Origin of the sequence: Nocardiopsis alba DSM 43377, assembly GCF_000341225.1 — a bacterium.
In the GTDB taxonomy this organism is placed as follows: Bacteria; Actinomycetota; Actinomycetes; order Streptosporangiales; family Streptosporangiaceae; genus Nocardiopsis; species Nocardiopsis alba.
In genome coordinates this window covers 66478-88442 of record NZ_ANAC01000021.1, presented here as the reverse complement: position 1 = coordinate 88442, position 21965 = coordinate 66478, and the positions used below count along the sequence as shown (strand labels likewise).

The following is a 21965-nucleotide window of genomic DNA, read 5'->3' as shown; positions in this document are numbered from 1 at the left end:
GGACACGACCCCCACGTTCGGAGTCGTGTCCCGGCCCCTCCACCCCCCGAGGAACCCAACGCCGCCGTCGGCACACCGACCGGTCGTGCTTCGCCCGCGCCAGCCACCGGCTCGCGCACGTCTTCTTCGAGGTCTCCATGCTTCGCAAGCCCCTGCTGCTCGCGGCCAGGTCCACGACCTGCCGCAAGGTCGTCGAGCGCACTCCCATGACCCGGGCCATGGTCACCAGGTTCGTCGCCGGTGCCACCCAGGAGGAGGCCCTGCCGGCCGTCCGCGACCTGGCCCGTGACCGGTACGTCACCCTGGACTTCCTGGGCGAGGACACCACGGACATGTCCCAGGCCACCGCCACGGTGACCGCCTACCAGGACCTGCTCGCCGCTCTGGGCGAGGCCGGTCTGGGCGACCGTGCCGAGGTCTCCGTCAAGCTCTCCGCGGTCGGTCAGTTCCTGAACCGCGACGGCGAGAAGATCGCCCTGGAGAACGCGCGCGCCATCGCCGAGGCCGCCAAGGCGATCGGCACCACGGTCACCCTCGACATGGAGGACCACACCACCACCGATTCCACGCTGGGCATCCTGCGCGAGCTGCGCGAGGACTTCCCGTTCGTGGGCGCGGTGCTCCAGGCCTACCTGCGCCGCACGGAGGCCGACTGCCGCGACCTGAGCGGCGCCGGCTCCCGGGTCCGACTGTGCAAGGGCGCCTACGACGAGCCCGAGTCCGTGGCCTTCCGGGACAAGCACGAGGTGGACAAGGCCTACGTGCGCGCGCTGCGTGTCCTCATGGAGGGCGAGGGCTACCCGATGGTGGCCTCGCACGACCCGCGCATGGTCGCCATCGCCGGTGAGCTGGCCGCCGCCAACGGTCGGGGCGCGGACGACTACGAGTACCAGATGCTCTACGGCATCCGGGACAACGAGCAGGTGCGTCTGGCCGCCGAGGGCAAGCGCATGCGCGTCTACGTCCCCTACGGCGACGAGTGGTACGGCTACTACATGCGTCGTCTGGCCGAGCGTCCGGCGAACGTGCTGTTCCTGGCCCGTTCCCTGGTCACCCGTAGTTAGCGGGGGCCGAGACCCCGAGCGCCCGCCGTACCCTCGATGGTGCGGCGGGCGCTCTCGTTCCCGTGTCTCAACGGTGACCTCGACGTCGGAACCCGCTGTCCGACCCGTACGTTAACTTGTGGGCAGCAATCCACGCGTGAAAGGCCATTACTAGACATGCGGATGCGGAGTTCCAACCCCGTCCTCAAGCGAGCGCTCCAACAACAGTCCGGGGCCCAACAGGGCTACGGTCAGCCCGGTTACGGTCCGCAGGGCTATGGGCAGCCGGGGTACGGACAGCCGTACCCGCAGCAGGGTTACGGCCAGCCCGGATACCCCGAGCAGGGCTATCCCCAGCAGACCTACCCGCAGCAGGCGGCCGGCGACCAGCCGATGACGATCGACGACGTCGTCGTGCGCACCGGTATGACCCTGGGCGTGGTCGCTCTCTTCGGCGTTCTCAACTACTTCCTCTTCGACCCGTTCAGCCCGGGGCTCAGCCTCGGCCTGATGGTCCTGGGCGCGCTCGGCGGGCTCGTCCTGGGCCTGGTCATCTCGTTCAAGCAGATCACCAACCCGGTCGCGATCCTGATCTACGCGGCTCTGGAGGGTCTGTTCGTCGGTGGCCTCTCGGCCCTGCTCGCCACTCAGCTGGAGATGGCCACCGGTACCCCCGGTGAGGGCGCGACACTGGTCACCCAGGCCGTCATCGGTACGGTCGCGGTCTTCGCCGTGATGCTGGCCCTGTACAAGTTCCGCATCATCAAGGTCACCGACGGCTTCATGAAGGCCGTCACCTACGCGGTCATCGGCGCCGCGGCCCTGATGCTGATCAACTTCGTGCTCAGCTTCTTCATGGCGGGCGGCCTCGGTCTGCGCGAGCCCACCTGGCTGGGTCTGGGCATCGGCGTCGTGTTCGTCGTCCTGGCCGCCCTGACCCTGGCCGTGGAGTTCCGCGGTATCGAGGAGGGCGTCAACGCCGGCGTTCCGGGCAAGTTCGCCTGGCAGTTCGCCTTCGGTCTGACCGTCTCCCTGGTCTGGCTCTACATCGAGATCCTGCGTCTGCTCTGGATCATCAAGACGATGTTCGCGGACTGACGCGAGCGTCCTCGCACGTGTGAAGGGGCCGCCTCCGGAGTATCCGGGGGCGGCCCCTTCACGTGTGTCGGGTCAGGTCGCGGAGCGGCGCGGGGCCGGGATCGACCGGTCGCGGCGGCGACGGTCGTACTCGGTGACGATCGCGCGTGCGTATCCGTGGGTGAGGCCGTACTCGTCGGCGAGCCAGTAGGTCCGGTCCGCCTTGCGCAGGAGTCCCGGCCCCTGGTCGAGTGAGTCGAACCACTCGTGGAGTCCCCGGCCGGTCACGACCGGGATGCGTTCGATGAGCTTTGCGTGGATCTCCGGCGAGTGGGCTACCGACATAGGCACCTCCGCTGTGCGTTGGGCGTGTGGCACTCACCTGCGACCATGCCCCACGGACACCGAGTGGACAAGTCCCGGAGGCCGGCTTTTACCCTTCCCGAGCGGGAACGTTCACCTTCGTCGGTCCTTCGTCCGAACCGGAGGGAGGGGGAGCGGTCCGGCACGTGTTCCGGCACCCTCACGACGGACGACGGGAACACGAAGGGCCCCGGACACGGGGTCCGGGGCCCTCCAAGGCGCTACGAGGACTCAGGAGAGGCGCTCGAAGACGGCGGCCATGCCCTGGCCGCCGCCGACGCACATGGTCTCCAGACCGAAGGTCTTGTCGTGGGTGCGCAGGCCGTTGAGCAGGGTGCCGGTGATGCGGGCGCCGGTGCTGCCGAACGGGTGGCCGATGGCGATGGCGCCGCCGTTGACGTTCAGTTGCGCGTCGATGTCGATGCCCAGTCGGTCGGCGGAGGGCAGTACCTGGGCGGCGAAGGCCTCGTTGATCTCGACGAGGTCGATGTCGCCGATGGCCATGTTGGCGCGGGCCAGGGCCTGCTTGGAGGCCTCGACCGGGCCCAGGCCCATGATCTCGGGGCTCAGGCCGGTCACACCGGTGGAGACGACGCGGGCCAGCGGGGTGATGCCGAGCTGCTTGGCCTTGGTGTCGCTCATGATGACCAGCGCGGAGGCGCCGTCGTTGAGCGGGCAGGCGTTGCCGGCCGTGACGGTGCCGTCGGGACGGAACACCGGCTTGAGCTGGGAGACCTTCTCGTAGGTGGTGCCGCGACGGATGCCGTCGTCGGTGGAGACCACGGTGCCGTCGGGGAGGGTCACCGGGGTGATCTCGCGCTCCCAGAAGCCGTTGTCGAGCGACTTCTCGGCGAGGTTCTGCGAGCGGACGGCGAACTCGTCCTGGCGCTCGCGGGAGACACCGGTGAGCTCGGCGACGTTCTCCGCGGTCTGGCCCATCTCGATGTAGGCGTCGGGCAGGTCGCCGTTCTCGCGGGGGTCGGTCCAGGTGCCCTGGCCGCCCTCCTTGCGCCTCTCGGTACGCGCCTTGGCGTCGGCGAAGAGCGGGTTCTCGTTCTGCGGGTTGTCGCTGCTGCCGTTGACGAAGCGGCTGACGGTCTCCACGCCGGCGGAGATGAACACGTCGCCCTCACCGGCCTTGATGGCGTGGTAGGCCATGCGGGTGGTCTGGAGCGAGGAGGAGCAGTACCGGGTGATGGTGGTGCCCGGGACGGTGTCCAGGCCGAGCTGGACGGCCACGACGCGGGCCATGTTGAAGCCCTGGTCGCCGCCGGGCAGGCCGCAGCCGAGCATGAGGTCGTCGATGCTCTCGGGGTTCAGTTCGGGCACCTTGGCCAGGGCCGCGCCGACGATCTGGGTGGTCAGGTCGTCCGGGCGGATGTCCTTCAGGGAGCCCTTGAAGGCTCGGCCGATGGGGGAACGCGCGGTGGCGACGATGACTGCTTCGGGCATGTTCCTCGTCCTTGTTCGGGTCACGGCACAACTTGTTACCGACCAGTTAACCCGGACGGGGCTCCTCCGCGCCACCCGGGGTCGCTCTGGGCGCGCCGACGTTCTCGTCGTCCGTCTCCTCGCGGGGTTCGGCGGGCACGGCGCGTGACGACGGCATGAGCCGGAAGGGGCCGCGGACGAACGCGGGGCGCTTTCCGTGACGTCGGTCCACGGTCCGATCGCCGGCCCGGGTGACCTCCGTGCCCGGTGTCTCGGCGGCCATCACGGCGGCCCGGTCGACGGGCAGGACACCGCGGGTGGTCTCCTCCTCGTCGAGTTCGGGGAGCAGGCCCAGAGCGGCGCAGGCGGACGGCAGGACGGCGAACGAGGCCTGCGCGTATCCGCGGGCCGAGGGGTGGAAGCGGTCGGGGCCGAACATGGCGAGCGGATCGGAACGGAAGTCGTCGGCGAGCAGGTCGCTCAGGGAGACCGTACGGCCGCCCGCCTCGGTGACCGCGATGGTCTGGGCGGCGGCCAGTTGGCGGGAGGCCCGTCGGGCCACCGAGCGCAATGGCCAGCCGATGGGCCGTACCGTGCCCAGGTCCGGACAGGTCGCCACCACCACCGGGGTGCCCGCGGCGACCAGATCACGGGTGACCTCGCGCAGCGAGGCGACGGCGTCGTTGGGGCGTACACGCCTGATCACGTCGTTGGCGCCGATGAACACCACGGCCACGTCGTGGTGGTGGGGCCCGGCCCGTTCCACCTGTCCGGCCAGGTCGGCCGAGGTGGCGCCCGGGGTGGCGGGGCAGCGCAGCAGGACCGGACGGTCGGAGGCGGCGGAGATCCCCGCGGCGAGCAGGGCGCCGGGCGTCTCCCGGGACCTGGTCACGGCGAACCCGGCGGCGGTGGAGTCGCCGATCATGAGCAGCCGCAGCGGCGGCCCCTCACCGGTCCCGTACAGGCCGTCGGCCCGGGGCCGGTTCCATTGGGTGGTGCCGATGGCGTTCGCGGCCAGCCGGGCCTGGAGGTAGAGCAGGGCGACGGTTCCACCGCCCACGAGGGTGAGTCCGCCACCGCCGAACGCGGTGGCGGCGGCGATGCGTCGCGCTCGTGCGGCTCTGAGCATCGGCACCCCTGAAGCGTCGGACCCGTCTCCGGCCGCGTGCGGGCCGGTTACGATTCGACGTTACCGGTGGGGAACCCGGTGGTCACGTACCTCGGCGGTACACAATCCGATCCTCGGGGTCAGCGGACCTACGCGGCTCGGCGAGGTACTCCGTACCGGGTCGAACGGGCGGAGCGTCCGCGGCCCACACGGCTTAGAGTTCAGGATGTGGGAACCGGAATCCGGCCCACCCGCCTCGGACGTCACCGGGGACACACGAGACCGGCGGGCCGAAGACCCGGTCGCCATGACGCTAAGGAGCGAAGTTGCGGGTACACGACTCACTCATCGACCTGGTCGGGGACACCCCGTTGGTCCGCCTGCGAAAGGTCACCGAGGGGCTGGCCCCGACGATCCTGGCGAAGGTCGAGTACTTCAACCCGGGCGGTTCGGTGAAGGACCGTATCGCGTTGCGGATGGTCGAGGCCGCCGAGAAGAGCGGTGAGCTCCAGCCGGGCGGGACCATCGTCGAGCCCACCTCCGGGAACACCGGTATCGGCCTTGCGCTGGTGGCCCAGGAGAAGGGCTACCGCTGCGTCTTCGTCTGCCCCGACAAGGTCGGGCCGGACAAGCTGTCGGTGCTGCGCGCCTACGGCGCCGAGGTCGTGGTCTGCCCGACCACGGTCGCCCCCGAGCACCCCGAGTCCTACTACTCGGTCTCCGACCGGCTCGCCCGGGAGATCCCCGGCGCCTGGAAGCCCAACCAGTACGAGAACGAGAACAACCCGGAATCGCACTACCACTCCACCGGTCCGGAGATCTGGGACCAGACCGAGGGGCGCATCACGCACTTCGTCGCGGGTATCGGTACCGGCGGCACCATCAGCGGTACCGGTCGCTACCTCAAGGAGGCCTCCGAGGGCCGGGTGCAGATCGTGGGCGCGGACCCGGAGGGTTCGGTCTACTCGGGTGGCACAGGCCGTCCGTACCTGGTCGAGGGTGTGGGCGAGGACATCTGGCCGGGCACCTACGACACGGCGATCTGCGACGAGATCGTGGCGGTCAGCGACAAGGACTCGTTCCTGATGACCCGTCGTCTGGCCAAGGAGGAGGGGCTGCTGGTCGGCGGCTCCTGCGGTCTGGCGGTCGAGGCGGCCCTGCGTGTGGCCGAGACGGCCGGCCCCGACGACGTCATCGTGGTGCTGCTGCCGGACGGTGGCCGCGGCTACCTGGGCAAGATCTTCAACGACGAGTGGATGGCCGACTACGGCTTCCTGTCCGCCGAGACCGAGGAGGCCACGGCGGGCCAGGTGCTGGGCGGCAAGGAGGGCGAGATGCCCGACTTCGTGCACAGCCACCCGGACGAGACGGTCGGGACCGCCGTGGCGATCATGCGCGAGTACGGCGTCTCCCAGCTGCCGGTCATGAAGGAGGAGCCGCCGGTCATGGCGGCCGAGGTCGTGGGCTCCATCGCCGAGCGCGACCTGCTGGACGCCCTCTTCGACGGTCGGGCCGAGCTGGACGACCTGGTGGAGACGCACATGGGTCGGCCGCTGGCGACCGTCGGCACCGGTACGCCGGTGAGCGACTGTGTCCGCCTGCTGCGCACCTCGGGGGCCCTTGTGGTGCTGCGCGACGGTAAGCCCGTGGGCATTCTCACCCGTCAGGACCTGCTGGCCCACCTGTCCGGTTGACCGGTCGCCGGGGCGGTCGCGCGAGCGTCCGCCCCGGCGCGTGCGACGGTCTCTCGAACGTTCGCGCGTCATACCGAGCGTCGTTCGGGACCCGGTGTTCGCCTGCCCGACATAGTGCCGCATACTCGGACACTGCTAATGTTCGAGTCGGAATTACCGATCGGTAATAAGTAGGTGCGCGCGTGTCTCGGCTCTTGTCCTGGATCATCCGCTCCGTCTGGTCGTACGCACGGAACCACGGCGCGATCCGGGCCGAGTCGAAGGCGGCCCGGCGGTTCGCCCGCTTCGGTACCGGTTCGGCGATCGCCTTCCCCGTGGCCACGCTGTACGGCGAACCCTGGATCGAGATCGGGGTGCACACCGTCCTGGGCGGTGACATCACCCTGGCCGCCGGGATGGGCCCCGACTACGACCTCGGTGAGGGGACCGTGGTCCGGATCGGCTCCGGATGCGCGATCGGCCGCGGTTCGCACGTCGTCGCACACAAGTCGATCGACATCGGCGACCACGTCTACACCGGCCCCTACGTCTACATCACCGACCAGAACCACTCCTACTCCAACACCGAGATCCCCGTCGGCCTCCAGTGGCCGGTGGACGCTCCGGTGAGCATCGGCGCGGGAAGCTGGCTCGGCGCCAACTCCGTGATCCTGCCCGGTGTCCACCTCGGGAGGAACTCGGTGGTGGCCGCCGGAACCGTGGTGCGGCCCGGCACCTACCCCGATCACGCCGTCATCGCCGGGATCCCCGGTCGGGTCGTGCGCCGCCACGACCCCGAGCTCGGCTGGGATCCGCCGCTGCGCGAGTCGGGGACCCCCACCCGGGTCCCCACCCCGGTCACCGGTCTGCCTCCCGAGGCTCCGGTCGAGCCCCCGGAACCGGGATCGGCCACCCGTTTCCCGCCGACCTGAGAAGCCGCTCGCGGGCCGGGCGAAGAAGGTTCCGTCCGGAATGTCCGACCGTCGGAGTCGTATGGTCGCGATGGGGCGTGTGAGGCGTGAGATCTCCCTGTTGACAGGGGGTCTGGAGGGGTATCCGGGTACTAGGGTGGCCCCATGAAGTTCGACGGGTTTGAAACACGGGCCATCCACGCGGGCCAGGAACCGGACGCCGGTACCGGAGCCGTGGTCGTGCCGATCTACCAGACGAGTACCTACGCCCAGGACGGCGTGGGCGGACTGCGCCAGGGGTACGAGTACTCCCGCACCGCCAACCCCACGCGCACCGCCCTGGAGGAGTGCCTGGCCGCGCTTGAGTCCGGCGCGCGCGGGCTGGCCTTCGCCTCCGGCATGGCGGCCGAGGACACCCTGCTGCGCACGGTGCTCTCCCCGGGCGACCACATCATCATCCCCGGTGACGCCTACGGGGGTACCTTCCGCCTCATCTCCAAGGTGGTCGAGCGCTGGGGCGTCTCCTGGGACGCGGTCGACCAGACCGACGTCGAGGCGGTGCGCGCGGCGATGCGTCCCGAGACCAAGGTCGTGTGGACCGAGACGCCCACCAACCCGCTCCTGGGCATCACCGACATCGAGACGGTCGCGCGGATCGCGCACGACGGCGGCGCCCTCCACGTCGTTGACAACACGTTCGCCTCGCCCTACCTACAGCAGCCCCTCACCCTGGGCGCCGACGTGGTCGTGCACTCCACCACCAAGTACGTCGGCGGCCACTCCGACGTGGTCGGCGGGGCGCTGATCGTCGCCGACGCCGAACTGGGGGAGCGGCTGGCCTTCCACCAGAACACCATGGGCGCGGTCGCGGGCCCCTTCGACGCCTGGCTGACGTTGCGCGGGGTCAAGACCCTGGGCGTGCGGATGGACCGGCACAGCGAGAACGCCGAGCGGGTCGTGGCCGCGCTCGAAGGGCACCCGGCGGTACGGCGCGTGTACTACCCGGGGCTGGACTCCCACCCGGGCCACAAGATCGCCGAGCGGCAGATGCGCGCCTTCGGCGGGATGGTCTCCTTCGAGCTGCGCGACGGTGAGAAGGCTGCGCTGGAGCTGTGCGAGCGGACGAAGGTCTTCACCCTGGGCGAGTCCCTGGGCGGGGTCGAGTCGCTCATCGAGCACCCGGGCCGGATGACACACGCCTCGACGGCGGGTTCGGCGCTGGAGGTCCCGGCGGACCTGGTGCGGATCTCGGTGGGCATCGAATCCGGTGACGACCTGGTCGCCGACCTGGAGCAGGCCCTGGAGGGCTGAGTCGTGGGCCCGCGCGGCGCTGCCGCGCGGGTGCCCCGGCTTTTCGGCCGGGCCCGGCGCGGCGTCCTCGGGGTTCGTCCCCCGCGTGGTCCCGGCGGGGTGGGCGTGGTCTCGGGCGGGGTGGTCCGGTGCTCAGGCCGCGGTCGGAGCGCGGTCCTCCGAGGGGGCCGTGAAGGGGGCCGCGGCGGGGCGTCGCTCGCGGAAGCGCAGGCCACAGATGTAGCGCCCGGTGTTGCCCAGGGTGCTGTCGAGCTCCTCGTCGCGCAGGGAGCGGTAACCGCCTCGACGGTCCTGGCGGCGGATCCCGATGGAGATGGCCAGGAGGAAGCCGGCCGACAGGCCGAGCAGGACGATGCCGACGAGGATCAGAACGATGAACGTGGTCTCCACGGTGTTCTCCTTTGGGGAAGGGGTGGGGTCAGCTCCTGTACGGCCCCCTCGTGCGTGAGGGAGACGTGGCAGCGGTTCTCATCTTTTCCCTGTTCCAGTGGGGTGTGAGAGGCCTCTGTGGTGGCGGTGCCCGGTGGGGTCGGAACCGGGTCGTCGGGGGTGAACTCGGCGTGTACCGAGAGTGGCGTTCCTCTATAGGATGGGCTCGATCGAACCCGATGGACCTGTTCTGTTGGTAATACCGCTCAGCTTGTTGGTACAAGCTGAGGTGTTGGTCTTATACCCTCGAGGGGGCGGACTTATGCGGGCCGAAAGCCGATATCGACAGATCGCTCGAACCCTGCGCAGGGAGATCCAGGGCGGAAGCCTTCCCCCCGGCGGCCAACTCCCCTCGGAGAAGCAGCTGGAGGAGCGCTTCGAGGCCTCGCGCAACACCGTCCGCCTGGCCCTGGGAATGCTCCGCAACCAGGGGCTCATCGTGAGCAGGCCGGGGCGTGGACACTACGTCCAGGACGTCGTACCGGAGACCTTCTACGCCACCCGGGGCAAGGGCGGGCCCGGTGGGCTCAACGAGTCGAACATGAGCGGCCTGACCCTGGAGGAGCTCCAACTCCTCAGCGCCGACACCGCCGTCGCCTCCCGCCTGCGCGTCCCCGAGGGCACCATGACCGTCGTGCGACGCATGCACCGGTTCTCCGGCGGCCGTTCCGGATCGATCAGCTCCGCGTTCTATCCGATGGACCTGGTCGAGAACACCCCGCTCATGCTGCCTGAGGACGTGGAGAGCGCCCTGGAGGTCCTCATGGAGCACGGACACCGGCAGGTGGGCTACGTGGACGAGCTGGCCACCAGGATGCCCACTCCCCAGGAGGTCGACGAACTGGAGTTGCCGCCCGGCGTCCCCGTCCTGACCGTCCACCGGACCGACTATTCGACGGAGCGGCCCATCCGCCTGGTGCACACTGTGTACGCCGGGCACAGCATCCGCTACCAGTTCGAGCACGGCGATCTCAAGGCCTACCACCGGGATTGACACAGCGTATGAGCATGTCGAAGAAGACCCTTGTCGCCGATCATCTCCGCGAGGCCCTCGCCAGGGGCGACTTCGAACCGGGCCAACGACTGCCGGGGGAGGAGGAGCTCGCCGAGGAGCTGGGCGTCTCCCGGGCCACCGCCCGTCTGGGGATGCGCCTCCTCCAGGACGAGGGACGTATCTCCATCGTCGCCGGCCGCGGTGCCTTCGCCGCCGACCCCCGGCCGATCATCCACCTGGCCACCCCCCTCTCGGGGGAGGACTCCGAACGTTTCGAGAGCGGTTACCGCGCCCACCTCCGGAAGGCCGGTCACCTCGACGTCGACGAGAGGGTCAAGGTCAGCCTGGACACCATGCGGGCCAAGGTGGCCCGACGTCTGGGCGAGAAGCCCGGGAGCGGACTGGTCGTGATCCGCTCCTCGAACCGCTACGTCGACGGGGCCCTGTGGCAGTCCCAGATCACCTACCTGCCCTTCGGGATCGCCGGAGGCACCGTGCTGATGTCCCCGGAGCACCTGAACGAGGGGGTCGGGGCGGCCCTGCGCGAACTCGGCTTCCACGAGGAGTGGAACCGCGACATCGTGGGAGCCCGGATGCCCTCCACGAGCGAGGCCGAGACCTTCCGCATGGGGCCGGGTATCCCTCTGCTTCTCCAGGAACGGGTGGTCTACCAAGGGGAGCGCCCCCTGCGCTTCACCGTGACGCTCATGCCGGCCGATCGCCATCAGCTCCTCTACGCGGGCGGCGAGGTCCCCGAAAGCTCGTGGCTGCCGGACCCGGACGTCAACGTCTTCGAACGCTGATTCAGAAGGACCCGCGCGGATAACGGCCGATCACCGCGGGGCCCAGTGTCTCCGAGGTCGTGTCCACGACCCGTACGCCCGGCCGCTCGGACAGCGAGCGGCGGAAGGCGCGCGGACGCTCGTCGTCGGCCATGAGGAAGAACGTCACCTCGGCGCCCTCGGCCAGCGTCGCGTCCAGTTCGGCGCCGGTGACCTCCGCCGTACGAGGAGAGGGCGGCCAGGAGAATCGGGGCCGGCCCTCCTCGTCCAGGTGGGCCGTGGGCTCTCCGTCGGTGATCACCATGACCGCCCGGCGGGCGCCCCGACGCGACCGCGACCCGGTACGGGCCAGCCGCAGGGCGTGGTGCAGATTGGTGCCGGGTGTGCGAGGTCCCTCGTGCGCGACCAGGTCGACCGGGCCCATCTCCCGCGCGCGCTCCCCGAAGCCGATCACCGTCACCCGGTCCTCGGGGTGCCGGGTCCGGACCAGGGCGTGCAGGGCCAAGGCGGTCCGCGCGGCGGCCTCGTGCAATCCCCGGATCGCCATGGAGGGGGACAGGTCGACCAGCAGGAACACCGACGCCGAACGCTCCGGTCCGGTCTCGGCGTACCGCAGATCCTCGGAGAGCAGCGCGGCCCGGCCCTCGGCCACGCCGCCCGCGGCACGGCGCAGGACCGCCTCGCGCACGCTCGCGACCGGGTCCAGAGGACGGTCGAGTTCGTCGCGGGGCAGGCTCGCCCCGGTCGGCTCACCCCCAGCCCCGAAGACGCCGGGACGGGAACCGGGGGCCGGCCCGGCGGCCGCCTCGATCTCCCGAAGAGCCTCCTCACCGAGTCGGCGCAGTTCGGCCGAGGTCGGTTCGCGTCCGGACCGGGCCCCGGGCCACAGGGGGACGGCGGGGCCGCTCGCCCCGCGGCCCGGTGGAACGGCCGCGTACCCCTCGGACGGGACCGAGGGGCCGCGATCGGTCGACGCCTCCTCTCGTGTCGAACCCCCGGCGTCGGAGCGGTCCTCGTCGGCCAAGGGGTCGGGCCCGCCCGAGTAGGACCGGTAACGGGACCATGTCCCTCCGGCCCCGGGAGCCCCGCCCCGCCGTGTCGGCCCGTACCGCTCAGAGACGGTAGACACCCCCGTCGGCCGAGGTGTCCTTGGACAACCGGCGCTCCAGGTACAGGCCCTCCAACGCGAACTCCAGAACGGAGGCGGCCAGCCCCGGTGTGGGCGGGCCGTCCTCCTCCTCGGGCGCCGCCCGCTCGATCAACCCGGACAGTCCGGGTACCGTCCCCACCCTGCGCAGCAGTTCGGCCGCGCCCACCAGGTCCCCGCTCTCCACCGTGCCCCCGCCGGAGAAACGGTCGCCGAGGGGGTCCAGGTCGGCCTCGCCCAGGCGCGACCGGAAGGTCTCGGCCACGGCCCTGCGCAGAAGGGTCTCCAGGACGTCGAACTCGCGCCCCTGGGAGCCGATCTCGAACTCGACCTTGCCCAACAGAGGTTCCACCACGCCGGCCAGATCACAGACCCGGGCCACCGGAGCGTCCTCGCCGGTCAGAGCCGCCCTGCGCAGGGCCGACGCGGCCATGGTCTCGGCGGCGGCCACGGTCAGACGCACCGAGACCCCCGATCGTCGATCCACCCGAGCGGAGTCCCGGACCAGCCGGGCGAAACGGGCCACCGTCTCCAACAGATGCGAGGGCACCACCGTGCCCTCCGGCAGCCGCGCCTCCTGCCCGAGCAGGGTCAGTTCGTGCTCCAGGTCGGGCGGGTAATGGGTACGCACCTGAGAACCGAAACGGTCCTTGAGCGGGGTGAGGATCCGGCCCCGACCGGTGTAGTCCTCGGGGTTGGCGCTGGCCACCAGCACCAGGTCCAGCGGCAGCCGCAGACTGTATCCGCGGATCTGGAGGTCGCGCTCCTCCAACACGTCGAACAGCGCCACCTGGGCCCGGGGCGGCAGGTCGGGGAGTTCGTTGACGCAGAGGACGCCCCGGTTGGCGCGCGGCAGCAGGCCGTAGTGGATCGTCTCCGGATCGCCCAGTGAACGCCCCTCGGCCAATCGACCCGGATCCACGTCGCCGACCAGCTCGGCGGTGCCGGTGTCGGGCGTGGCGAGTTTCTCTCCGTACCGTTCGTCCCGACCCCGCCAGCGGACGGGGAGCCGGTCCCCCTCCTCCGATAGCCGACGTACGCACACCGGACAGACAGGGGCGTAGGGGTGGTCGTTGATCGGGCATCCGGCCACCGAGGGCGACCACTCGTCCAACAACCCCGCCAGGGTACGGATCAGGCGGCTCTTGCCCTGGCCGCGTTCGCCCAGCAGCACCACGTCGTGCTCGGCGAGCAACGCGCGCTCCAACGCGGGCAGGACGGTGCGGTCGAACCCGTGGATCCCCGGAAAGCGGGGCAGGCCCGCGCCCATCCGGGCCAAGAGGTTCTCCCGGATCTCGGCCGAGGTGGAACGATGGACATGGCCGGACTCTCGCAGGGCGCCACGTGTGCTCGGGAGCCCGCTCGGAGGGGACGGGGGGTGGGTCACGGCAAGCAGTGTAGGCCCGTCGGGGGTTTGAGGGGGCGGCTGAAGGAAAGTCCCTGTCTGAAGCAGGGATGGAAGAATGGGACGACAAGGTCTCCAGAGCCGGCCGCGCGGTCGGTGAAGGCGGGGTGGCGGTGTGGCAAGGTTCGGCGATGCTCTGACGACGGGGGCCGACCTCGTGAACGCGGCCGAGCGCGCCGTACTCCAGGCCCTGGAGCAGGTGGACGGGCCCGCCGACCTCGTGTGCTTCTTCGTCAGCGGTGAGGACCCGGAGGAGGTCACGCTCGCGGGCACCCGGGTCATGGAACTGTCCGGGGGAGCGGTCACCCTGGGGTGCAGCGCCACCGGTGTGATCGGTGGGGGCCGAGGGGTCGAGGGTCAGGGCGCCGTCAGCGTATGGTGCGCCCGTCTCCCCGGGGTGGAGCTCACCCCGTTCTGGCTGGACACCATGGTCGAGGGGGACCACCTCGCCGTGGTCGGCATGCGCGAACCGAGCCCGAACGATCGGGTGGGCATCCTGCTCACCAACCCCTACGAGTTCCCCACCCAGGCGTTCGTCCGCGAGACCACCGCGGCCCTGGGAGGGCTGCCGCTGGTCGGCGGTATGGCCGACGGCCTGCGGGGCGAGGGTTCGGTCCGGCTCTTCTGCGAGGGAGAGGTGGCCCTCAACGGTGCCGTGGGGGTCCTGGTCGGCGGGGACGGTGTGCTGGGCACCGTGGTCAGCCAGGGCTGCCGTCCGATCGGGCCCAACATGACCGTCACCAAGGCCGAGGGCAACCTCGTGATGGAACTGGCCGGGGTCAACGCCTACGAGAGGCTGGAGAGCCTGGTCGAGCGGCTCTCCGACGAGGACCGTGAACTGGCCGAGCAGGGGCTGCACCTGGGCATCGCGGTCGACGAGTACGCCGACCACCACGAACAGGGCGATTTCCTCATCCGCAGCCTGGTGAGCGCCGACGAGGAACTGGGCGCGCTCACCATCGGCGACATGGTGGAGGTCGGACAGACGGTCCGCTTCCAGGTCCACGACGCGGACACCGCGGACGAGGATCTCGCGCGTCGGCTCGCGGAGTTCGGGGCCGAGCACGCGGTCGGCGCCGGACTGCTCTTCTCCGGCGACGGGCGGGGCGCCTCCCTGTTCCCCCGGGCCGACCACGACGTCCTGTCCGTCCGGCGCACCCTCGGGGCCGCCCCGGTCGCGGGCTTCTTCGCGGCGGGTGAGATCGGTCCCGTCTCGGGCGCGAACCACGTTCAGGGCTTCACCGCCTGCCTCCTGGCCTTCGCCCCCTGACCGGGTACGGACCCTTCCGAGTCGGACTTTTACCGCCGTATCACCAACACCCCGCCGTGGGTTCCTTGAGTGTGCCCACCTTCAGGTGATTACTAAGAGTGACTGTTTTCATCACTTTGAGTGTTTGGCGAGAGAAGGAACGATGGCGCAGAACCGGCGCACCACCACACCTCTGTTGGCTCTCGGGGCGTTCGCCCTGTTGGCCCCTATGGTCACCCCGGGAACGGCCGCCGCCGAGGCGTCCTGGCTCGAACAGGACCTCTCCTCCGCGGACCGGATCGGGATGACCCTGGCGTCGGGGGCGCTGCGCCTGGACACGGCCGAGGACCTGGGGGCCTCACCACGCCTGGACACCACCAAGAGACGCACCGGCCTCGCGACCTTCCCCGAACAGGAACTGCCCGAACCGACCGACACCGTCGACGTGTCCGTCCGCACCACGGGCGAGGCCGAGGAGGTCCTCACCGAGGCGAGGGGCCACCGGGCCGACGGCATGTGGACCGAATGGCAGCAGACCCGGAGCGGGGGAGGCCGTGTCGTCCTCCCCGAGGCCGTCGACGAGGTCCAGGTGCGCGTCGAGGTGTCCTCGAAGGCCGAGAAGGGCGGCGCCTCCGTCGACGAGGTGCGCGTGCGCCCGGTGGAGTCCTCCGTCGCGACCACCGACGAGACCCCGAAGGGTTCCTCGGACTCCGAGATCTCGGACGGAGGCATGGGAGAGGCCGCCAAGGGCGACGACGTGCCCCGACCGTTCTCCGCCCGACTCTTCGCCACCAGGATCGGACTCGTGGGCGAGACCACCGCCAACGGCCACACGGTGCGCCCCGACGACCACTTCGTCGCCCTGCCCTCGCGCCGAGGGCTCTCCACCCGAGGCGGCGGCGAATACACGGTCAGAGTGTGCAGCACCGGAGCACTGGGCCCCAAGGCCGAGGGGGACACCGAGAACCACGACCCGCGCTGCGCCTACCTGCCGGTCTGGGACGTGGGCCCCTGGAACATCACCGACGACCACTGGAACGACGATCGCGAGTCCTGGCGCGACCTCGACCGCGGTCGCCCCCAGGCCCAGGCCGCCTACACCGAGGGGCACAACGACGGCCTGGACGGCTTCGGCCGCCGCGTACAGAACCCCGCCGGCATCGACCTCGCCGACGGAGCCTTCAACGAAGGCCTCCAACTGCCCACCAACGGCTGGGTGGAGGTCGACTACCTGTGGACCGCCGAATACCGCGACCGCGCGGAGGTCACCACCGCCACCCAGAGCGACCCGGTGATCGTGCGCACCGGACCGGGAACCCACTACGACACGATCGGCCTGGCCGCGCACAAGGCCAACGTCGACGTGGCCTGCCAGGTCATCGGCGACCCCGCCACCGGCCCCAACGGCGTCAGCGACGTCTGGTACCGGATCGGTGAGGGCCACTACATCCCCGCGGCCTTCGCCCAAGGGGGGTCCGAGGCCCCGTACTGCCTTCCCGGCAAGCCTTGATCTGTGTTCGCTTTGGCCCTCCGCTTCGCTTCGGGCCGTGTTCGGGCGATCCCATGGTGGGGTGGGAGGGCGGGTGGACGTTACTTCAGGGGGTCGGGGTAGGAGACCGCCTACCGGCCACCACAGGGGGTCGAGGTAGGAGGGTGGGCGCGGGTTACACCCTGCTGGGGGTCGGGGGCCGAGAGTGTTTGCTTTGCGCCTCCGCCGGCGCTTCGGCGCGTGTTCGGGCGCCAGGGGAGGCGGGAACCTTCGGCACCTTCGGTGTGGTCACTCGTACCTCGCGACCCCACCTACGGCACCTCCAGAACCCCGCCGGCGCCCGAACGGGCAACCCCCCGTGGCGAGGTAGGAGACCGCGAACCGGTCACACCCCTGGGGGTGTGGGAGGGCGGGTGCGGGTCACACCCCCTGGTCGGGGGCGCGCTAGCGGGTCTTGACGACGAGGGTGCCGGCGGCGCGGTCGTGCACGGCCCGCGCACGGTCATCGCTGAGCATGCCCATGGCCAGGCCGAGGGAGACGATGTTGCCGAGGCAGGGGAGGGTCTGGGGGAGACAGAACAGGGAGGAACGGACGACCGCCTGCTTCTGCCCGAGGCGGTCGCCGCCTCCGGCGTCGATCACCTTGATGCCCACGATCATCTTGCCGAGCGTGCGCCCCCAGGTGACCAGATAGAGCCAGTCGTAGAAGAACAGCAGCACGCCCCAGCCGAAGAAGAAGAGGAAGATCCAGACGTTGACCTCGCCGTCGGTGCCGTCCGGGTTCCCGGTCAGCACCGCCACGAGGCCGGCCATCAGCATGAAGAAGAGGAGCGCGGTGAAGGCGGCCAAGAGGTAGTCGATCAGCCGGGCCGTCAGACGTAGTCCGAAACCCGCGGGGGTCGGGGCGTTCCCAGGGCGTCCGGGCTCCCCTCGAGGGACCGCGGGGTACGAGGGGCCCTCGGGGGCCCGCCCCCCGTTCAAAGGGTGAGGTCCACCCTGGTGGGGGCCGTGCGGGTGCCAGTGGGGAGAAGACATACGGCTGCCGCTCTCTCGGTTCGGAGGGGTCTCAGCGATCGGGGGACGCCTCCGCAGAGTACCCAGAGCCGTGGTGGAGCGAGCACGACACATGCGCGGAGGGGCGGCCGGTGCCGCCCCTCCGCGCATGATCGGACCTCGTTCGGTCGTGGTCTCACATGCCGCTGTAAGGGACCGCGTCGATGATGTCCACGCCGAGGCTCTTGCCGTTGGGCAGGGTGTAGCTGACGCTCTCGCCCACGCGCTTGCCGTTGATGGCGGAGCCGAGGGGGGACTTGGGGGAGTACACGTCGATGGGGGAGCCGCTCTCCTCACGGGAGGCGAGCAGGAAGGTGACCTCCTCGTCATCCCCGTCGAACTTGACGGTGATGGTCATGCCGGGGCCGACCACGCCCTCGGTGTGGGGCGCTTCGCCGACCCGCGCGGTGCGCAGGATCTCGGTGAGCTGGAGGATGCGGGCCTCCATCTTGCCCTGTTCCTCCTTGGCGGCGTGGTAGCCGCCGTTCTCCTTGAGGTCGCCTTCTTCCCGGGCGGCCTCGATCTTTTCCGCGATCTCGATGCGCCCACTCCCCGACAGGTGGTCCAGCTCTCCCTTGAGCCGGTCATACGCCTCCTGGGTGAGCCAGGTGACGTTGTCATCGCGGGTCTGGGTCACGGGAACTCCTTGTGTACTCGTAGCAAAGGCCACCAGGCGGCCAGAGCTGAACTTACGAGAATATCACCGAGCGCGATCGCGCTCGGTGTCGTGTTCTCGGGGGTCCGGACCCCACCCCCGGTCGTCGATCAGAGGCGAGGGGCCGTTCGGTCGATCAGTCTTGCGAACCTTGTTCCCTGCATGAGGCCACTTCTACCGTGGCCGCCTGTCGAACCGTTTCAACGTCCGTCTGGACCATCCGGTTCCCGCCCTCGACCTCGACCCTCGCGGTACCGACCTCGACCATCTGGGCGTCCAGGGCCCGGAGCAGGCATTCGGCGCCGCCGCGGCTGTTCACCTCGAAGGAGATCCGTGCCTCGGAGGAGGAGGGCGCGGACACCGTGACCACCTGGTGGAAGACGTCTCCGCTCAGCCCGCTGTAGTTCATCACGGACATACCCCAGCCGATGGTGACCGCGACCGCGAAGATGGTGCCGACGATGAAGAAGAGAGGCCCGTTGCCGTGGTGTTTGCGTAGTGCCGGAGCTGGATCTGCACTGTTCACGGCGTCATCTTCCGGGGTCGCTGCCATTGGGAATCTCCGAGCAAGGGAATGGTGTTGTCTAAGATATCCCCGACCTGACAGCCCCCCTACGCGGCCCGCACGTGAGTCGTCCACGCCGTGACATCCGGGGTGGTGGCGGACGCCTGTGCCCAGTGGTCGTCGACAGAGCCAAGGAGAAGCCTTCGTTGTCCGAGCGCCTGCGGCTTATGGCCGTTCATGCCCATCCCGATGACGAGTCCAGCAAGGGTGCCGCCACGATGGCGCGCTACGTCCAAGAGGGCGCCGAAGTGCTGGTCGTCACCATGACCGGTGGTGAACGCGGTGACATCCTCAACCCCGCGATGGAGCGCCCCGAGATCCGAGAGAACATCGCGGAGGTGCGTCGCCAGGAGATGGACCGTGCCCGCGAGATCCTCGGCATCGAGCAGGAGTTCGCCGGGTTCGTCGACTCCGGCCTGCCGGAGGGCGACCCGCTGCCGCCCCTGCCCGAAGGGTGCTTCGCGACCCTTCCGGTGGAGGAGGCCGCGGCCCCGCTGGTCGCGGCGATCCGTCGCTTCCGTCCGCACGTGATCCTCACCTACGACGAGAACGGCGGCTATCCGCACCCCGACCACATCATGACCCACAAGGCGTCGATGCACGCCTTCGACGCCGCTCCCGAGCCCGAGGCCTACCCCGAGGCGGGGGAGCCCTGGCAGCCGCTCAAGCTGTACTACTTCGTGGGCTTCCCGCCCGAACGCTTCGACGCCCTCGCCCGGACCCTGGCCGCGCACGGGATGGAGAACCCGTTCGAGGAGTGGGCCGCCCGGGTGAAGGACATGGAGCGTCGCCGGTGGGAGATCACCACCCGTGTCCATTGCAGCGAGTACTTCGAGGTCGCCAACGACGCGCTTCGGGCGCACGCCACCCAGATCGACCCGAACGGCTTCTGGTTCGCGGTTCCCAACGAGATCGTCGCCGAGGCCTGGCCGACCGAGGACTACCACCTCGTCCGTTCCCTCGTGGACACGGAGGTCCCTGAGAAGGACCTCTTCGCAGGTGTCCGCGAGGCAGTGAGAGTATGAGTTCCATGAACACCCTTCTCGTGTCCGCTCCGGTGCTCGCCAATAGCTTCGCGCTGGACAAGGACACCGTCACGCCCGGTGTCCTCGGTTTCCTCGCCGTCTTCGCGATCGGCGTCGCCCTCTACTTCCTGATGCGCAGCATGACCGGCAAGCTGCTGGTCGTGCGCGGTGAGCAGAGCAGCGACGAAGCGATCCGCACCTCCTCCGAGTCCGCCTCCGCGTCGGCCTCGCGGGCGGCGGCCGTGGAGAAGCAGAAGGACACCGAGAAGTGAGGTGGACGCCCCCGCCGCGCACCCGCGGGGGCGTTTCCCTCTCCACGGTGTGACCCGCTTTCGGGCACGGATCGTCCGGGCTCCGTTCAGGGGCGGCCTGGCGGAGTGGGTGTACGCCCGATCGTCTGAGCGACGCGACCGGTCCGCGCTCCACCGCACGCCGTGAGACGGCGTCGTGCGGTGGGTTCAGTGGCCGTCCCCGTGCTCGACGTCGGTGAGAGCGCGGTCGATGATGTCGGTGATGAACCCGGGAGGCACCGACCTCCCCTCGTAGGTCGCTCGAACGAGGACCGCGCCGACGAGCATGGCCAGGCAGGGCTCGACGTCGTCGCGCCGGAGGTGCGAGGTGAGGACGTCGCGGATCCCGGCCGTGGCGGTCTCGTACAGACGCTCTTGTAGCTCTCGCGCGTCTTCGTCATCGCCGGCGTGTTCGATGACACTCGCCATCAAACGGTCGTACCGACCTTCCGACAGTGTCCACGCGAGTGCGCTCAAAGAGGTGTGAAGGTCCTCACGGAGATCTCCACCCATCGGCGGTGGCGTGGTGTCCTCGCAGATTCGGGCGATCGTGTCCCGCATGAGGTCGACGGGTGTGGGCCAGTGGGCGTAGATGGTCGCCTTCGAGTACCCGGCCCGCCGCGCGACCTCGGCGTGCGTCGTCGCCGTCCATCCCCTCTCCAGAAGCGACGCGGCGCTCGCTCTGATCACGTCGCGTCGCGTGCGTGTCACACGCGGATCCTCGGGCTCGCCGGACGACTTCGTCATGCCTTGAGAATAGCCTCTCCCGATCCCAGGGCCCACTATTGAACTTCCTGTACAATAATGGACCATGAGTCGGTTATCTTCCCCGGCGATCTCTCCTCCGGTCTCCTCCTCCACGCACCCCTCTCGTGTCGTGTGACGGACCGGTTCTCGCTCAAGGAGTCCCCTCGATGCCCTCCCACCCGGCGCCCAGGACGCAGCGGGCGATCGTGCAGACCCGTTATGGAGCCGTACGCGATGTCCTCGCGTTGTCCGAGACGTTCCCCGTTCGGGCCCCCGGCCCCGGGGAAGTGCAGGTCCACGTGCGGGCGGCGGCGGTCAACCCCATCGATCGCCACCTGATCGAGGGGAACCGACGTCTCATCACCCGTCGTCGTTTCCCCTTCAGTCCGCTGTTCGACCTGGCCGGTGTCGTCACCGAGGTCGGAGACGGGGTCACCTCGTTCCGAGTGGGCGACCGAGTGCACGCCGACAACGAAGTCGATGGAGGCGGCGCCTCGGAGTACGTCAACGTACGCGCCGGGCTGCTCGCCTCCGTTCCGGCGGGCCTCGGCTTCGTGGAATCAGCAGGCCTCCCACTCGCGGCGCAGACGGCGATGACCTGCCTGGATCGTGGCCGTGTCACGTTCGGAACCCGCGTCGTGGTGATCGGGGCGTCCGGAGGCGTCGGTCACCTCGCCGTGCAGATGGCACGTGCGGCCGGGGCTTTCGTGGTGGGGGTGTCCAGCGCGCGGAATCGGGAGTTCGTGCGGTCCATGGGGGCGGACGAGGTCATCGACAGGAATGAGATCGACGTGTCGTCCGCTCTCGGGCCGGGCTCGTTCGACGTGGTGATCGACTGTGTCGGCGGTCGGGAGCAGTGGGTGCACGCGCGGTACGTCCTGAGGCCGGGGGGGACGGTTCGTGACGATCGCGCGTGACGAGGACGGGGTGGTCACGGTGGCCTCCGCCGCCCGTCTCCTCTCGACGATCACCGCTCGTAGACTGCGGGGCGCGGGGCCACGAGGAAGGAACTACGTCCCCGTCTTCCTCAAGGCCTCCGGAGATCTTCTGCGGCGGGTGAACGAGTCGGTCGAGAGCGGCCGGGTCCACGTCCACGTCTCTCGTACCCTCCCGCTGACACTGGAAGGCGTGAAGAACGCGCTGGAGGAGAGCGGAACGGGACGGACCGTCGGGAAGATCGTGCTCCGGCGCTGAGGCCCGAGTCCGGGAGGCGCGGGA

At 69.8% G+C, this 21965-nt stretch carries 23 protein-coding genes; 13 read left to right on the top strand and 10 right to left on the bottom strand.

Annotation, left to right across the window (positions count from 1 at the left end):
• Positions 1-137: 137 nt before the first annotated feature.
• Positions 138-1064, top strand: coding sequence for a proline dehydrogenase family protein (locus D451_RS0120830; RefSeq protein ID WP_017535857.1), 927 nt, complete (start codon positions 138-140; stop codon positions 1062-1064).
• Between the two features lie 156 nt (positions 1065-1220).
• Entirely contained in the window at positions 1221-2141 is a 921-nt protein-coding gene (locus D451_RS0120825) for a Bax inhibitor-1/YccA family protein (protein ID WP_017535856.1), read from the top strand.
• Positions 2142-2213: 72 nt separating this feature from the next.
• Here D451_RS0120825 and D451_RS0120820 read toward each other — a convergent pair whose 3' ends face one another.
• The 3 genes from D451_RS0120820 to D451_RS0120810 form a co-directional block, all read right to left on the bottom strand.
• Complete coding sequence (locus D451_RS0120820) at positions 2214-2465, bottom strand: DUF4287 domain-containing protein (protein ID WP_014911938.1); 252 nt, start codon at positions 2463-2465, stop codon at positions 2214-2216.
• Between the two features lie 249 nt (positions 2466-2714).
• Positions 2715-3935: an acetyl-CoA C-acetyltransferase gene (locus D451_RS0120815; RefSeq protein ID WP_017535855.1), complete on the bottom strand. Its 1221-nt coding sequence runs from the start codon at positions 3933-3935 to the stop codon at positions 2715-2717.
• 46 nt (positions 3936-3981) lie between these two features.
• Positions 3982-5043 carry an SGNH/GDSL hydrolase family protein gene (locus D451_RS0120810; protein WP_187294452.1) on the bottom strand — a complete coding sequence of 354 codons (1062 nt, stop codon included), beginning with the start codon at positions 5041-5043 and terminating at the stop codon, positions 3982-3984.
• Positions 5044-5348: 305 nt separating this feature from the next.
• On the opposite strand from D451_RS0120810, the gene D451_RS0120805 reads away from it, so the two are divergent.
• The 3 genes from D451_RS0120805 (at position 5349) to D451_RS0120795 (ending at position 8917) form a co-directional block, all read left to right on the top strand.
• Positions 5349-6716, top strand: coding sequence for a cystathionine beta-synthase (locus tag D451_RS0120805; protein WP_017535854.1), 1368 nt, complete (start codon positions 5349-5351; stop codon positions 6714-6716).
• 182 nt (positions 6717-6898) lie between these two features.
• A complete protein-coding gene (locus D451_RS0120800) occupies positions 6899-7627 on the top strand; it encodes an acyltransferase (RefSeq protein ID WP_017535853.1) in 729 nt (242 codons plus the stop codon).
• A 144-nt stretch (positions 7628-7771) separates the two neighbouring features.
• Positions 7772-8917, top strand: coding sequence for a cystathionine gamma-synthase (locus tag D451_RS0120795; protein ID WP_017535852.1), 1146 nt, complete (start codon positions 7772-7774; stop codon positions 8915-8917).
• Positions 8918-9049: 132 nt separating this feature from the next.
• Here the strand turns inward: D451_RS0120795 and D451_RS0120790 are convergent, their stop codons facing one another.
• Positions 9050-9307 carry a hypothetical protein gene (locus tag D451_RS0120790; RefSeq protein WP_017535851.1) on the bottom strand — a complete coding sequence of 86 codons (258 nt, stop codon included), beginning with the start codon at positions 9305-9307 and terminating at the stop codon, positions 9050-9052.
• Positions 9308-9608: 301 nt separating this feature from the next.
• On the opposite strand from D451_RS0120790, the gene D451_RS0120785 reads away from it, so the two are divergent.
• Together D451_RS0120785 and D451_RS0120780 are read left to right on the top strand one after the other, a co-directional pair.
• Positions 9609-10340, top strand: a complete 732-nt coding sequence (locus D451_RS0120785; protein WP_017535850.1) for a GntR family transcriptional regulator — start codon at positions 9609-9611, stop codon at positions 10338-10340.
• A gap of 8 nt (positions 10341-10348) precedes the next feature.
• Entirely contained in the window at positions 10349-11143 is a 795-nt protein-coding gene (locus D451_RS0120780) for a GntR family transcriptional regulator (protein WP_017535849.1), read from the top strand.
• Between the two features lies 1 nt (position 11144).
• Here the strand turns inward: D451_RS0120780 and D451_RS26765 are convergent, their stop codons facing one another.
• Both D451_RS26765 and D451_RS0120770 read right to left on the bottom strand, forming a co-directional pair.
• The gene (locus D451_RS26765; RefSeq protein WP_017535848.1) at positions 11145-12146 is read right to left on the bottom strand and encodes a VWA domain-containing protein; all 1002 of its coding nucleotides are present in this window, start codon (positions 12144-12146) and stop codon (positions 11145-11147) included.
• Between the two features lie 88 nt (positions 12147-12234).
• Complete coding sequence (locus tag D451_RS0120770) at positions 12235-13656, bottom strand: sigma 54-interacting transcriptional regulator (protein WP_014912276.1); 1422 nt, start codon at positions 13654-13656, stop codon at positions 12235-12237.
• A 133-nt stretch (positions 13657-13789) separates the two neighbouring features.
• Here D451_RS0120770 and D451_RS0120765 point away from each other — a divergent pair, with 133 nt between their 5' ends.
• Both D451_RS0120765 and D451_RS0120760 read left to right on the top strand, forming a co-directional pair.
• Entirely contained in the window at positions 13790-14944 is a 1155-nt protein-coding gene (locus tag D451_RS0120765; protein ID WP_017535847.1) for an FIST signal transduction protein, read from the top strand.
• Between the two features lie 142 nt (positions 14945-15086).
• Entirely contained in the window at positions 15087-16433 is a 1347-nt protein-coding gene (locus tag D451_RS0120760; protein WP_017535846.1) for a hypothetical protein, read from the top strand.
• A 423-nt stretch (positions 16434-16856) separates the two neighbouring features.
• On the opposite strand, the gene D451_RS0120755 is transcribed toward D451_RS0120760, so the two are convergent.
• The 3 genes from D451_RS0120755 to D451_RS0120745 form a co-directional block, all read right to left on the bottom strand.
• Positions 16857-17393 (bottom strand): RDD family protein, encoded by a 537-nt coding sequence (locus D451_RS0120755; protein WP_017535845.1) that lies wholly within the window; start codon positions 17391-17393, stop codon positions 16857-16859.
• Between the two features lie 208 nt (positions 17394-17601).
• Positions 17602-18102, bottom strand: a complete 501-nt coding sequence (greA, locus tag D451_RS0120750) for a transcription elongation factor GreA (RefSeq protein WP_014913051.1) — start codon at positions 18100-18102, stop codon at positions 17602-17604.
• A 154-nt stretch (positions 18103-18256) separates the two neighbouring features.
• On the bottom strand, positions 18257-18673 hold the full coding sequence (locus D451_RS0120745) for a DUF4307 domain-containing protein (RefSeq protein WP_026125238.1): 417 nt from the start codon (positions 18671-18673) through the stop codon (positions 18257-18259).
• A gap of 158 nt (positions 18674-18831) precedes the next feature.
• On the opposite strand from D451_RS0120745, the gene mca reads away from it, so the two are divergent.
• Both mca and D451_RS0120735 read left to right on the top strand, forming a co-directional pair.
• Positions 18832-19710, top strand: a complete 879-nt coding sequence (gene mca, locus D451_RS0120740) for a mycothiol conjugate amidase Mca (RefSeq protein ID WP_017535844.1) — start codon at positions 18832-18834, stop codon at positions 19708-19710.
• Between the two features lie 5 nt (positions 19711-19715).
• The gene (locus tag D451_RS0120735; protein ID WP_036568452.1) at positions 19716-19982 is read left to right on the top strand and encodes a hypothetical protein; all 267 of its coding nucleotides are present in this window, start codon (positions 19716-19718) and stop codon (positions 19980-19982) included.
• Between the two features lie 186 nt (positions 19983-20168).
• On the opposite strand, the gene D451_RS0120730 is transcribed toward D451_RS0120735, so the two are convergent.
• Positions 20169-20861, bottom strand: coding sequence for a TetR/AcrR family transcriptional regulator (locus tag D451_RS0120730; protein WP_241463360.1), 693 nt, complete (start codon positions 20859-20861; stop codon positions 20169-20171).
• Between the two features lie 53 nt (positions 20862-20914).
• On the opposite strand from D451_RS0120730, the gene D451_RS26760 reads away from it, so the two are divergent.
• Entirely contained in the window at positions 20915-21664 is a 750-nt protein-coding gene (locus D451_RS26760; protein ID WP_017535841.1) for an NAD(P)-dependent alcohol dehydrogenase, read from the top strand.
• Entirely contained in the window at positions 21648-21941 is a 294-nt protein-coding gene (locus D451_RS28685; protein WP_017535840.1) for a zinc-binding dehydrogenase, read from the top strand. The genes D451_RS26760 and D451_RS28685 overlap by 17 nt, the downstream gene beginning before the upstream one ends.
• Positions 21942-21965 lie beyond the last annotated feature (24 nt).

Coding starts and splice junctions, on each gene's coding strand:
- D451_RS26760 (WP_017535841.1), top strand. CDS start 20,915: ATGCCCTCCCACCCGGCGCCCAGGACGCAGCGGGCGATCGTGCAGACC.
- D451_RS0120825 (WP_017535856.1), top strand. CDS start 1,221: ATGCGGATGCGGAGTTCCAACCCCGTCCTCAAGCGAGCGCTCCAACAA.
- D451_RS0120745 (WP_026125238.1), bottom strand. CDS start 18,673: ATGGCAGCGACCCCGGAAGATGACGCCGTGAACAGTGCAGATCCAGCT.
- D451_RS0120780 (WP_017535849.1), top strand. CDS start 10,349: ATGAGCATGTCGAAGAAGACCCTTGTCGCCGATCATCTCCGCGAGGCC.
- D451_RS0120830 (WP_017535857.1), top strand. CDS start 138: ATGCTTCGCAAGCCCCTGCTGCTCGCGGCCAGGTCCACGACCTGCCGC.
- D451_RS0120810 (WP_187294452.1), bottom strand. CDS start 5,043: ATGCTCAGAGCCGCACGAGCGCGACGCATCGCCGCCGCCACCGCGTTC.
- D451_RS0120795 (WP_017535852.1), top strand. CDS start 7,772: ATGAAGTTCGACGGGTTTGAAACACGGGCCATCCACGCGGGCCAGGAA.
- D451_RS0120760 (WP_017535846.1), top strand. CDS start 15,087: ATGGCGCAGAACCGGCGCACCACCACACCTCTGTTGGCTCTCGGGGCG.
- D451_RS0120815 (WP_017535855.1), bottom strand. CDS start 3,935: ATGCCCGAAGCAGTCATCGTCGCCACCGCGCGTTCCCCCATCGGCCGA.
- D451_RS0120735 (WP_036568452.1), top strand. CDS start 19,716: ATGAACACCCTTCTCGTGTCCGCTCCGGTGCTCGCCAATAGCTTCGCG.
- D451_RS0120820 (WP_014911938.1), bottom strand. CDS start 2,465: ATGTCGGTAGCCCACTCGCCGGAGATCCACGCAAAGCTCATCGAACGC.
- D451_RS0120785 (WP_017535850.1), top strand. CDS start 9,609: ATGCGGGCCGAAAGCCGATATCGACAGATCGCTCGAACCCTGCGCAGG.